This is a genomic window from Rhodococcoides trifolii (assembly GCF_014635345.1).
Classification (GTDB): Bacteria; Actinomycetota; Actinomycetes; order Mycobacteriales; family Mycobacteriaceae; genus Rhodococcoides; species Rhodococcoides trifolii.
In genome coordinates this window covers 33,511-44,789 of sequence record NZ_BMCU01000004.1, presented here as the reverse complement: position 1 = coordinate 44,789, position 11,279 = coordinate 33,511, and the positions used below count along the sequence as shown (strand labels likewise).

Annotated in this window: 12 protein-coding genes; 4 read left to right on the top strand and 8 right to left on the bottom strand. The window is 64.8% G+C overall.

What is annotated here, in order from left to right; all coding sequences use genetic code 11:
- Positions 1–10: 10 nt before the first annotated feature.
- The 4 genes from IEW02_RS17775 to IEW02_RS17760 form a co-directional block, all read right to left on the bottom strand.
- Positions 11–1,744 (bottom strand): ABC transporter ATP-binding protein, encoded by a 1,734-nt coding sequence (locus IEW02_RS17775; RefSeq protein WP_188546234.1) that lies wholly within the window; start codon positions 1,742–1,744, stop codon positions 11–13.
- A 46-nt stretch (positions 1,745–1,790) separates the two neighbouring features.
- Positions 1,791–4,121 (bottom strand): MMPL family transporter, encoded by a 2,331-nt coding sequence (locus tag IEW02_RS17770; protein ID WP_188546233.1) that lies wholly within the window; start codon positions 4,119–4,121, stop codon positions 1,791–1,793.
- A gap of 18 nt (positions 4,122–4,139) precedes the next feature.
- Positions 4,140–4,760: a TetR/AcrR family transcriptional regulator gene (locus tag IEW02_RS17765; RefSeq protein ID WP_229746134.1), complete on the bottom strand. Its 621-nt coding sequence runs from the start codon at positions 4,758–4,760 to the stop codon at positions 4,140–4,142.
- A 68-nt stretch (positions 4,761–4,828) separates the two neighbouring features.
- Positions 4,829–5,287: an RrF2 family transcriptional regulator gene (locus IEW02_RS17760; protein ID WP_188546231.1), complete on the bottom strand. Its 459-nt coding sequence runs from the start codon at positions 5,285–5,287 to the stop codon at positions 4,829–4,831.
- A 144-nt stretch (positions 5,288–5,431) separates the two neighbouring features.
- Between IEW02_RS17760 and IEW02_RS17755 the strand changes: the two genes are divergently transcribed.
- Positions 5,432–6,274, top strand: a complete 843-nt coding sequence (locus IEW02_RS17755; protein ID WP_188546230.1) for a phytanoyl-CoA dioxygenase family protein — start codon at positions 5,432–5,434, stop codon at positions 6,272–6,274.
- A 5-nt stretch (positions 6,275–6,279) separates the two neighbouring features.
- On the opposite strand, the gene IEW02_RS17750 is transcribed toward IEW02_RS17755, so the two are convergent.
- Positions 6,280–6,828: an antibiotic biosynthesis monooxygenase gene (locus tag IEW02_RS17750; RefSeq protein ID WP_188546229.1), complete on the bottom strand. Its 549-nt coding sequence runs from the start codon at positions 6,826–6,828 to the stop codon at positions 6,280–6,282.
- Positions 6,829–6,922: 94 nt separating this feature from the next.
- Here IEW02_RS17750 and IEW02_RS17745 point away from each other — a divergent pair, with 94 nt between their 5' ends.
- Positions 6,923–7,417 (top strand): acyl-CoA thioesterase, encoded by a 495-nt coding sequence (locus tag IEW02_RS17745; protein WP_188546228.1) that lies wholly within the window; start codon positions 6,923–6,925, stop codon positions 7,415–7,417.
- On the opposite strand, the gene IEW02_RS17740 is transcribed toward IEW02_RS17745, so the two are convergent.
- Both IEW02_RS17740 and IEW02_RS17735 read right to left on the bottom strand, forming a co-directional pair.
- Positions 7,414–7,551 carry a hypothetical protein gene (locus IEW02_RS17740; protein ID WP_188546227.1) on the bottom strand — a complete coding sequence of 46 codons (138 nt, stop codon included), beginning with the start codon at positions 7,549–7,551 and terminating at the stop codon, positions 7,414–7,416. The genes IEW02_RS17745 and IEW02_RS17740 overlap by 4 nt on opposite strands.
- A gap of 167 nt (positions 7,552–7,718) precedes the next feature.
- Positions 7,719–7,970: a hypothetical protein gene (locus IEW02_RS17735; RefSeq protein WP_188546226.1), complete on the bottom strand. Its 252-nt coding sequence runs from the start codon at positions 7,968–7,970 to the stop codon at positions 7,719–7,721.
- Positions 7,971–8,274: 304 nt separating this feature from the next.
- On the opposite strand from IEW02_RS17735, the gene IEW02_RS17730 reads away from it, so the two are divergent.
- Both IEW02_RS17730 and IEW02_RS17725 read left to right on the top strand, forming a co-directional pair.
- Positions 8,275–9,348 (top strand): fatty acid desaturase family protein, encoded by a 1,074-nt coding sequence (locus IEW02_RS17730; protein WP_188546225.1) that lies wholly within the window; start codon positions 8,275–8,277, stop codon positions 9,346–9,348.
- 23 nt (positions 9,349–9,371) lie between these two features.
- Complete coding sequence (locus IEW02_RS17725; protein WP_188546224.1) at positions 9,372–10,295, top strand: sterol desaturase family protein; 924 nt, start codon at positions 9,372–9,374, stop codon at positions 10,293–10,295.
- 237 nt (positions 10,296–10,532) lie between these two features.
- On the opposite strand, the gene IEW02_RS17720 is transcribed toward IEW02_RS17725, so the two are convergent.
- The gene (locus IEW02_RS17720) at positions 10,533–11,216 is read right to left on the bottom strand and encodes a YceI family protein (RefSeq protein ID WP_188546223.1); all 684 of its coding nucleotides are present in this window, start codon (positions 11,214–11,216) and stop codon (positions 10,533–10,535) included.
- Between the last annotated feature and the right edge of the window lie 63 nt (positions 11,217–11,279).

Genomic DNA, 11,279 nt, shown 5'->3' with positions numbered 1-11,279 from the left:
CCTGCCCGCGTCACGACACGCTCGCTGTCGCGGCTTGGGAGTCGACGATCTCGGCGTAGGTGGGGCACGAGTTCACCAACTCGTCGTGCGTGCCGACGCCGACCATCCGGCCGTCGTCGAGCACCACGATCTGCTCGGCGTCGCGAATCGTCGACACTCGCTGAGCGACGACGATCACACTCGATTCGCGGGTCACGGGTCGCAGCGCGTCACGCAGGTTCGCATCCGTGGTCAGGTCGAGCGCGGAAAACGCGTCGTCGAACACGTACACGCTGGGACGACGGATGACTGCCCGCGCAATGGCCAGACGCTGACGCTGCCCGCCCGACACGGTCGTACCGCCCTGGGACACCGCAGTGTCCAGACCGTCCGGCATCTCCCGCACGAAGTCCGCTGCCTGCGCGATCTCGAGCGCGTCCCACATCTCGGCCTCCGTGGCGTCCTCTTTGCCGTACCGGAGGTTGGACGCGATGGTGCCCGAGAAGAGGTAGGGCCGCTGCGGCACCAGTCCGATCTCGGCGCGCAGCGACTGAAGACCCAGCGCGCGGACGTCCACCCCGCCGACGCGCACCACACCGGCAGTGGTGTCGATGAGGCGCGGGAGCAGGTTGACCAAGGTGGTCTTGCCCGATCCGGTACTGCCGATGATCGCCGTGGTGGTTCCGGCGGTCGTGGTGAACGAGACATCGCACAGCACCGGAAACTCTGCACCGGGGTAGGAGAATCCGGCCCCGTCGAGTTCGACGGTGGCCGCTGAGGTGAGGAACGATGCCGGCTTCGTCGGCGGCACCACCGACGACTCGGTGTTGAGCACGGCCTGGATGCGCTCGGCACAGACCGACGCGCGCGGCGCCATCATCGCGATGAAGGAGGCCATCATCACGGCCATGAGAATTTGCATGATGTAGCTGAGCAATGCCGTCAGTGACCCGATCTCCATGCGTCCCTGGTCGATTGCGTGTCCGCCGAACCAGATGACGGCCACCGACGTGAGGTTGCTGATGAGCATGACGACGGGGAATAGCAGGACCTGCAGACGGCCGACGCGCAAGGCGGTGGCCGTCAACTCGGAATTGGCGTCGTCGAATCGGGAGATCTCGTACGGCTCCCGCACGAAGGCGCGGACCACGCGGATTCCCGTGATCTGTTCGCGCAGAACACGGTTGACGGTGTCGATGCGTGTCTGCATCTGTTTGAAGCCGGGGATCATCCGAACGATGATGAGCCCCATGGAGATTGCCAGGGCGGGTACTGCGATGGCGAGGACCCACGAGAGTCCGAGATCTTCGCGCAGCGCCATGAACACGCCGCCGACACACATGATCGGGGCCATGACCAGGATGGTGCAGCCCATGACGATCAGCATCTGCACCTGTTGAACGTCGTTCGTGTTGCGAGTGATCAACGACGGTGCGCCGAACTGACCGACCTCGCGCGCCGAGAACGTACCGACGCGATCGAGCAACGCTCCACGCAGGTCACGCCCGGCCGCCATGGCCGCTTTGGCACCGAAGTAGACGCCGCCGATCGAGCACATGATCTGCAGGAACGACACCGCCAGCATCAGACCGCCGGTGGAGAGAATGTAGTTCGTGTCTCCGCGGGTGATGCCGTTGTCGATGATGTCGGCGTTGAGACTGGGCAGGTAGAGCGACGCCACCGTCGCGAAGAGTTGGAGCACCACTACCGCGGCGAGGGGGCGGCGGTAGGGAGCGAGGTACGTGCGCAGCAGTGAAATCAGCATGACCGTTCGACGGTACCTTTCTCAGAACTGCGCACGTACCCCGTTTTCATCGTGCGTCGACCACGTCTTTGTGAGCGGTGTCCGATTGGAGAACCTTCTGCAACTTCTCGCCCTCGATGTCGACGTTGGGCAAGATCTTGTCCAGCCACTTCGGCAGGTACCAGGCCTTGTCGCCGAGGAGCGACATGACGGCCGGGATCAGCACCATGCGCACCACGAAGGCGTCGAAGAACACTGCCGCCGCCAGCGCGAAGCCGATCGACTTGATGAACGCGTCGGGCTCGAGCATGAACGCGGCGAACACCGAGATCATGATGACGGCCGCCGCGGCGACGACGCGGGCGCCGTACTTGAAGCCCGTCACGATGGCTTCCTGCGAGTCCGCACCATGTACGTAGGCCTCTCGCATGCGGGACACGAGGAACACCTGGTAGTCCATCGCGAGTCCGAACACCACGCCGATCAGGAAGATCGGCATGAAGCTGACGATGGGCTGCGGATTCGAGATGAGTCCGAGTCCGCCCTCCTGGAAGATGAAGACCGTCGCACCGAACGTCGCGAGAACGCTCAGCAGGAATCCGACCGTGGCCGTCAGCGGCACTAGGATCGACCGGAACACGACCATCAGAAGCAGGAACGCCAGGCCTACCACCACAGCGAGGTACGGGATCAGTGCGTCCTGAAGTCGTTGCGAGACATCGAGTTCCAGTGCCGTCTGACCGGTGACGCCGTACTCGACGCCCAGTTCCGACGCGAGCCCGGGCTCTGCGTCACGCAAGGCGTTGACGAGATCGCGTGTCTCCTCGCTGTTGGGCGAGCTCCTCGGGGTGACCGACACGAGTGCCGTGTCTCCGGCCTCGTTCACGCCGGCCTGCTGTGCGTTCGCAACGTCCGCGTTGGACGAGGCTGTCTCCACCACGCGTGAGAACGCTGCTGCGCGATCGGCTTCCGGGACGTTGCTCGCGTCGACGACCACCAGCAACGGACCGTTGCGGCCGGGACCGAAGCCCTGATCGACCAGGTCGTACGCCATGCGCACGGGGGTTCCCGGTTCCGACGTCGCGATGGAGGGCAGAGCCAGTCGCAGGCCCGTCATCGGTCCCGCGATCACACCGAGGATCACCACTCCGGCGATCAGGAACAGTGCAGGCCGCTTGACCACGAGGCGGACCCAGCGCAGGCCGTTGGTCGGGTTCTCACTGTGCTCGGGGTCCGGAACGGTACGAACCTTGCCCGCGAACGCCTTTCGGCCGAACAGTCCGAGTACGGCGGGAAGAAGGGTGAGCGCGACCAGAACGGCCACGAGGACGCCGAATCCGGCAGCCAGACCCATCTGCGAGAGGAAGGGGATGCCGACGACGCGGAGTGCGACGAGTGCGATCAGCACGGTGGTACCGGCGAAAACGACTGCACTGCCGGCTGTTCCGACCGCGCGGCCGGCCGCTTCCTCGCGGTCGTCGGTATTGGTCAACTCGTTGCGGAAACGAGCGACGATGAACAGCGAGTAGTCGATGGCCACCGCCAAACCGATCATCAACGCGAGAATCGGTGTGAACTGGGTCAATTCGGCAAAACCGGTCGCGGTCGTGATGGTGAGACTGGTGATGCCAACGCCGACGATGGCCGTGATGAGGGGCAGACCGGCCGCGACGAGCGATCCGAACATGACCACCAGCACGACTGCGGCGACGGCGAGGCCGATCAGCTCGGCCGATCCTCCGGGAGGCGTGTTCTCCTGCATGGCGCTGCCGCCGATCTGCACGTTCAGCCCGGCGTCACGCGCAGGCTGTGCGGCTTGATCGAGCTGCGACCGAGTGTCGGCGGTGACGTCGGTGACGGTGCCCGAGAGCGGCACCTCCAGCGTTCCGATGGTCTTGTCGGGCGAGAGCGGCGAGACCGCAGCAGCATTTGCTCGAGCGACATCCGGGGCGACGCCGGACTGGTTGTAGGTGTCGACGATCGCCTGGTTGCCGGCCACCGGGTCGAGCAACGGGGCCGCGCCCTCGGGTACGGGGCCGGCGGCCGGGTCGACCTTGGCCGAATCCTTCACCGCGGCGATGCCGCGGATGTCGGCGATGACTTTGTCGATAGCCGCGGTGTTCTCCGGGGAATCCAGCGTGGTGCCCGCCGGGGCCTGGAACACGAACTGCGCGGTGGCAGCGGTCAGCGGGTCTTCCGACGCCGCCGGGAACCGCTCCGACTGCAGGTCGAGGGCCTGCTGGGCGGGGGTGCCCGGAATGGAGAACGCGTTGCTCGTGGGACCCGACAGCGTGGCGGCCCCGACACCGGCCAGGATCAGCAGGGCGAGCCAGACAACGAGTACGACAGCTTTTCGCCGGTAGGCGAATCGGCCGACTCGGTAGAGATAGGTGGCCACGGTGGACTCCTCGGTGAATTAGTTCTGTTTCAGTGGAACGGGATCGACGAAACCGTGTTCGAGTTGCGCGAGCGATTGCTCGACCAACTCGCGTGCGGAAGATGCGTGGGATTCGCCGCTTTCCCACAGCGCCAGCGCCGCGCTGACCGCCGCACCGATGATCGACTGCAGCATGCGCGGGTAGAGATCGGCCCGGCTGTCCATCCCGATGCGCTCGGCGATGGCATCGGTGAAAGCCTGGCTCAACGTGCTGTCGAGTTCGAGCTTTCGGGCCAGGAGGTTGGGTGTGGATTCGACCATCTTGGCCACTTCCATCGTCTCGTGGATGTCACGATCGGGGTCGTCGATGATCCCGAGAACGATGTGCCGCAACGATTCCCAGAACGGTTCGCTTGCGGGACGTTGCCGAAGCAACTCGACCCATTCGAACGCGCCCTCCTCGAGGTAGTGCAGCGCCGCTTCTTCTTTGCTGGAGAAGTAGTTGTGAAAGGTGCGTGTGGAGACACCCGCTTCCGCAGCAATCGCTTCGGCGGTGACGACCTCGAAGCCCAGACAGCGGCCCAGTTTGATGGCCGCAGCGCTGAGCGCCGCCCTCGTGGCAGCCTTCTTCCGATCACGAAGGCTCGGGTTGGTGGTCACCCGATCCACGGTACGGAATTATGCACGTGCGTGCAAAGTTGCAGACGCACGCAAACTTGTGTGTTGCATCACCGTCGACGCTGCCACGCACCAGGTACGTCCGTCAGCTCCCGAACGAACGGCGGAACGGCACCGGCAGCAACGTCGGCGATGGTCACACGCTCCAGAACCGCACGGATGTTCGTCCGCACCGCGATCCACACGTCCTGCAGTACCGCGGCGTGAGCGTCGTACGTCAGGTCCTCGGGCCGGCGGCCCCGTACGGACGCCAGCGGACCGTCGATCACGCGGATCACGTCGGCAATCGAGATGCGCGACGCGTCCCTCGTCAACCAGTACCCGCCGTCCGGTCCGCGACGAGCGGACACGAGGTCCGCGCGGCGAAGATCAGCCAGGACGACTTCCAGCGTCTTCGGCGTCTCCCCCACGGCAGCGGCCAACGCGTCGGACTTCACCGGGGCACCGTCGTGCGCAGCCATCTCCACGAGAGCTCGCACAGCGGTGTCGGCCTTCGCGGTGATGTGCACCTACGACAGGGTAGTGACCCCCCGACCGGCCTCCGGCCTTCCCGCAACCCCCGACCGGCCTCCGGCCTTCCCGCAACCCCCGACCGGCCTCCGGCCTTCCCGCCCGACATGCCGCATCACCCTCCGCGCACTAAGTTCCAGACCATGACAACCCTCAGCGAACCCGTCTTCTCCCCCGACGACATCGACGGTCTCGCGTGGTTCTACTCGATGCACGGGTACGCCGTGCTCCGCGGAATGCAGAGCGAAGCCGACGTCGACCGCATGGAAGCCGAGTGCGTCGCAGCCCAGAATGCCGTTGTCGCAGGCGAACTCGACGCACGGTACGGATCGACCGTGTTCCTCGACGAAGCCGCGAAGGCCGACAGGTTCGCGAACTACGTCGAGTTCGTCAACGAGGTCTCCCCCGCGGTGCACGAGGCCATCACGCATCCGACACTCGTCGATGCCGTCCGCCGCTTGCTGGGTGACACGGCGTGGCTACGCGACAGCGAGCAGTTCGGCGTGGTCTATCAGGATGCGCGCCCCGGCAAGGAATCCGGCTACACGCGAATCGGCTGGCATTCGGACTGGCAGGCCAGTCCCAGCCTGGACATCTGGCCGTCGACGGCGTTCACGTTCCACATCGACGGGACGTCGCCGGCCAACGGGTTCCTCCGCGTAGTCCCGGGAAGTCACCTGTGGGCGACGCCGGCGCCCTACCGAAACATCAACAACGTCGAGGTGCCGTCGACGGCGCGAGCCACCGGCGGTCGCTCCGCGAGTGCGCCCCCGTTCCCGATGCCGCTCGGCTTCGAGAAGGTGCGCGGGGAGGTGGCCGTCTACGTCGAGCGCGGGGACGTGATCCTGCACGACGCATACCTGTGGCATTCCGCCGCCCGCGCCACCGACGACCACGCGACGCGCCGGCACGTGCGCGGCGGCTACTTCGCGGGGACCGCTCCCGAAGCGGGGGTAGAGGAGTTCATCAAGAACGCGGCGCGGTGAGCCGGCTAGCGCGCCAGCCACGGTGCGAGCCGGGCCGTGATGAACGGCAGCAGCACGTAGACCATCAGCGGCGTATTGATCAGAGTGAGCACCAACGTTCGTAACACCACGTTCGGAATGTGCGGCGCCACAAGAAAATTCAACACCAGACTCAGCGGGAAGAACGCGATCCAGATGGTGATGCCCTGCTTCCACCGAGGCGGAGGAGCGCCCACGACGCGCACTGCGTTGGTCAGATTCGACTGCGGTTCGAACCACCCCTCGATGCCGGTCAGCCGGTGGGTTGCGGCGTCGTCGGCCACGCCCTCTCCACGGGCGACCCACGCTTTGCGGAGCGGCGACGCGAGCCAATCGTCGAGGGTGTCATCGCTTGCGAACCGATACAGCACGTAGTACTCGGACGGATCCGAGGACGATCGCAGCCAGCCGCCACCGAGAAATCCGGGAAAGGTCCGCACGATGGAGATGCCCGCGTCGGTCCAGGCCACGAACTCCTGCTCGCGACCGTCGCTGATGCGTCTGACCACCGACGTGGTCACGGAGGTCTCTGTCATGCCTCACACTGTGCAGCCGCGAAGCAATTCCTGCACATCGGATGCGGGTGAGGCCGGACACCGATACTTTGTGTCCGAGTCGAGAGGGACGCGAATGTCGGAATCGAAGCACACGACCTCCATGACGGTGTTGATGACACCGGACATGGCCAACTTCTCCGGGAACGTACACGGCGGAACGATTCTCAAGCTTCTCGACCAGGTCGCGTACGCGTGCGCGAGCAGGTACGCGCAGTCCTACGTCGTCACCCTGTCAGTCGATCGGGTGGTGTTTCGAGAGGCAATCCACGTAGGTGAACTGGTCACGTTCTCCGCGACGGTCAACTACACCGGAAAAACGTCGATGGAAGTCGGAATTCACGTGCAGACGGAAAACATCCGCGACGGCGTGACCCGGCACACCAACAGTTGCTACTTCACGATGGTGGCGGTCGATTCCGACGGCAAGGCCATCACGGTGCCTCCGCTCACCCCGGTGGGAGACGTTGCGCGACAACGGTTCGAGGCCGCTCTGCGACGCAGAGAGCTTCGGAAGGCCACGGAGCAGATGGAGCGAGCCATCCGGCGCGAGGCGCGGGGATTGCCTTAGGGCGCTTCGGAGAACAGCCCGGTGTAGGACGGGGCGGGGCGAGCGCTCATGTCGGTGACCGGCGAGTTGGCAGCGGTCTCGGCGGCTTCGGACTCGGGATTGCTCGGTGCGAGAAACAGCGGGTTGGGTTCCATTAAAACCCCTTCGAATGAGGGACATCGACGTACATGTCAGTGTGGGTGTGTCGGCGTGCGCTGGGAATCCAACGTGCAAGGTTGAACGCTGACTCGTGGCCAGAAGTTCGTGCGACAACACCTACCCTACGCCATGCTCACAATATGTAGCGCATGGATCGCGCGTGTCAGCTGATTCCGTACCGCTTGGCCAGGTCGTCGAGTCGTGTTGCGTCAGCGGGCGTCGGACCCGGCTTCGACGGGATGGCCGCGATGGCGAGAGCACTCTCCCAATCCGTCTCGAGCTGGGCGTACTCGTTCTCACGCAACTGACCCTGGGCAGTGACGTCGCCGCCGACCGGGCTCGTCACATCGTGCTTCGACAGTCGACGCTCGAGGTACCGAGCAACTTTCTGGGCGAGGAGTTGGTGGGTGCTCATGGTGTGCGGCGCTCCGTTCGCGGCGAAACCGACATCGCACACCACTGGGTTCGAGTGTTCGTCTGTCGCCGTACACGTTCTCGTCGACGGTCGCCTTGAGTTTTGACATTAGCAACGCACACGGACGGTCGTACTGGGCCGGTGCCGATTCGGTTCTGTCGACGTGTGCGGGTGCCTGTGCCACACTGGGGCAGGTCAACGAAAATGCATCGTCTCGAATCCGGAGATGCATTTCTCGTGGGTGCTCAACCGTCGACGCGATCCGCGTCCGGGGCGCTCGGGGCCGCCACCGCAACGAGGATTCATGACTGCTGCATCGACAGGTCCGGTAGTCGAGCGACCAGCCGCTCGCTACGTCAGTACGTACACCGAACTATCCGTTCAGGTGCGGGAATCGGGTCTGCTCGAGCGGCGCCACGGGTACTACTGGTCACGCATAATCGGCACTGTGGCAGCGTTTTTCGGCGTATGGGTCGCGTCGGCATTCCTGGGAGACTCCTGGTGGCAACTGGCGTTGGCCGCCGTTCTCGCAGTCGTCAGCACCCAGTTCGGATTCCTCGGACACGACGGCGCCCACCGCCAGATGTTCGATTCCGCTAAATGGAACGAGTGGACCGCCCGCATCATTGCCGGCGCATTCGCAGGACTTTCGCTGTACTGGTGGCAGGGAAAGCACAACCGCCACCACAAGGCGCCCAATCAGATCGGCATCGATCCCGACATCGGCAACGGGGTTCTCGCATTCGTCCCCGCATACGCACACAAGCGAACCGGATTCGCCGAGGCATTCACTCGCCGCCAAGGGTGGCTGTTCTTTCCGCTGCTGACGCTCGAAGGCGCAGCACTCCACGTGGCCAGCGTCCAGACCCTGCTCGGCGACAAGAAGATCAAGCGTCGCAAGACGGAGCTGGCGCTGATCGCCGTCCGACTCGGCCTCGGCTTCGTCGTCCCCTTCCTCTTCATGTCGCCCGGCCTCGCCGTCGGGTTCATTCTGATCCACCTTGCCGTGTTCGGCGTGCTGCTCGGCGGATCGTTCGCCCCGAACCACAAGGGCATGCCGATCGTCCCAGAGAATGCCAAGGTCGACTTCCTGCGCCGCCAGGTCCTGATGTCGCGCAACGTCGAGGGCGGTGTGGTGACCGACTACATGATGGGCGGTCTGAACTACCAGATCGAGCACCACCTCTTCCCGAGCATGCCGCGCCCGAACCTGCACAAGGTGCGCCCGCTGGTTCGCGCACACTGCGAGAAGCACGGTGTCACCTACACGGAGACGACCCTGCTGAAGTCCTACGGCATCGTCGTCCGCTACCTCAACCAGGTCGGACTGTCCAAGCGCAACCCGTTCGAGTGCCCCCTGCTTCGCGAATACCGGTGACGCACGTCACGTAAACTGCGGCGATGATCGCCGACGCGTGGAACTCGCTCCCGCTCGTGTTGCGTGACCCCGTCGCGCTGGCGGTCCCCGCGTTCGTCCTTCTGCTCGTCGTCGAATGGGTGGCCGCGGCCAAGCTCGAGCACGGGACCTACCTCTCGAAGGATGCCCGCGCGAGCCTTGCCACGGGCCTGGTCTCCATCGCCACGTCGGCCGCCTGGAAGGCGCTGGGCCTCGTCGCCTACACCCTTATCTACGACCATGTCGCGCCGTGGCACCTGCCCGCCGACGCCTGGTACACCTGGGTGATCCTGCTGCTCGGCGTCGACCTGCTCTTCTACTGGTACCACCGCATCGCGCACCGGACTCGCATCGTCTGGGCGACGCACCAGGCGCACCACTCCAGCGAATACTTCAACTTCGCCACCGCACTGCGTCAGAAGTGGAACAACAGCGGTGAGCTGATCATGTGGATTCCCTTGCCGCTCATCGGTATTCCGCCATGGATGGTGTTCGTCGGCTTCTCGGTCAACCTCGTCTATCAGTTCTGGGTCCACACCGAACGGATCGACCGCATGCCCCGGTGGTTCGAGTTCGTCTTCAACACCCCGTCCCACCACCGCGTGCACCACGGCAGCGATCCGCAGTACCTCGACAAGAACTACGCCGGCATTCTGGTGATCTGGGACCGCCTGTTCGACACCTACGCCGAGGAGACCTCAAGCCCTCGCTACGGGCTGACGAAGCCGGTCGAGACCTACAACATCGTGCGGTTGCAGACACGTGAGTACGAGGCCATCGCTCGGGATGTGCGCAGCGCCAACGGTTTACGCGCCAAGCTCGGCTACGTCTTCGGGCCGCCAGGGTGGGCGCCTGGTGGGGTGTCGGTTCGCGGTGATCGCGGCGAACTGGTTCGGGAAAGCCTGGTGGACCGAACAATTCGGCCGTGATCACCGCGGGGGTGCGGGCGGTGTTGCACCCCAGTCGGGCCGGTGGGCGGGATCCCGCGCATCGATGGGGTGTGCGCATCCCATTAGTGCACGATTTGTCTCGCTTACCGAGACAAATCCTGCAGAATCCCACGCATCCCGTCGTAATCACGGCGAAAGTGTCCCCGAAAGCCTGGTGGACCGAACGATTCGGCCGCGACCACCGCGGCCACTGCGATCACCGCGACCACCGAAGGCCTACCCCTTCGCCAGCGTCACCAAGAAGTCCACCGACCCCGTGGGCGCCACCGTCACGAAGCCGAGCGACGGGGGCTCCACGCCGTAGTCCGCCCAGGTGGCGGGGATGCTGCCCGACGCAATGAGGTTCTCGCCGGACTGAAGTACCTGCATCGGCACCGTCACGTCCTTGGTCACGCCCTTGAGCGACAGGGTGCCGGCGACGTCGACAGTTGTGGTGGTGCCGTCCTTGGGGATGCTCGCGAGGTCGGCGGGTGCGGTGACGGTGAAGGTGGCCGTCGGGTTGGCAGCAACGTCGAAGATGTTGCCGCGGAACTGATTGTCGCGGCGATCGCTGTCGGTGGTGATGGTCGCCGTCTGCACCGTGATCTCGCCTGCGGTCAGCTTCTCGTCGGCGACGGTGGCAGAGCCGGACACGTCCGGGGTGGTGCCGACGACCGTGACGTCGGAACCGTTCAACACCTCGGCGACGGTGTATCCGGCGGCGGTCTTGTTCGCGTCGTCACCGGGAACGACGGTGAACGTGCCGTCGACGTCGCCCGTGGCAGCTTCGACGCCGGAGGTCGACACCGACGCGGCAGGAGCGTCGTCTTCCGCGAAGACGTTGGCGTAGATCTTGGGTCCGAAGTACAGACCCAGCGCTACGACGACGACGATTCCGAGGGCGATCCACCACTTCTTCATGATTCACATAGTAGTTGCAGCTTCAACGTCGCGTTTGTCCGAAGCGCTGTGGACTTGCTGTGA

What these genes read in the sequence shown, in the direction of transcription:
- IEW02_RS17735 (WP_188546226.1), bottom strand. Translation starts at nt 7,970, where the DNA reads ATGAGCACCCACCAACTCCTCGCCCAGAAAGTTGCTCGGTACCTCGAG.
- IEW02_RS17755 (WP_188546230.1), top strand. Translation starts at nt 5,432, where the DNA reads ATGACAACCCTCAGCGAACCCGTCTTCTCCCCCGACGACATCGACGGT.
- IEW02_RS17740 (WP_188546227.1), bottom strand. Translation starts at nt 7,551, where the DNA reads ATGGAACCCAACCCGCTGTTTCTCGCACCGAGCAATCCCGAGTCCGAA.
- IEW02_RS17750 (WP_188546229.1), bottom strand. Translation starts at nt 6,828, where the DNA reads ATGACAGAGACCTCCGTGACCACGTCGGTGGTCAGACGCATCAGCGAC.
- IEW02_RS17720 (WP_188546223.1), bottom strand. Translation starts at nt 11,216, where the DNA reads ATGAAGAAGTGGTGGATCGCCCTCGGAATCGTCGTCGTCGTAGCGCTG.
- IEW02_RS17745 (WP_188546228.1), top strand. Translation starts at nt 6,923, where the DNA reads ATGTCGGAATCGAAGCACACGACCTCCATGACGGTGTTGATGACACCG.
- IEW02_RS17775 (WP_188546234.1), bottom strand. Translation starts at nt 1,744, where the DNA reads ATGCTGATTTCACTGCTGCGCACGTACCTCGCTCCCTACCGCCGCCCC.
- IEW02_RS17730 (WP_188546225.1), top strand. Translation starts at nt 8,275, where the DNA reads ATGACTGCTGCATCGACAGGTCCGGTAGTCGAGCGACCAGCCGCTCGC.
- IEW02_RS17725 (WP_188546224.1), top strand. Translation starts at nt 9,372, where the DNA reads ATGATCGCCGACGCGTGGAACTCGCTCCCGCTCGTGTTGCGTGACCCC.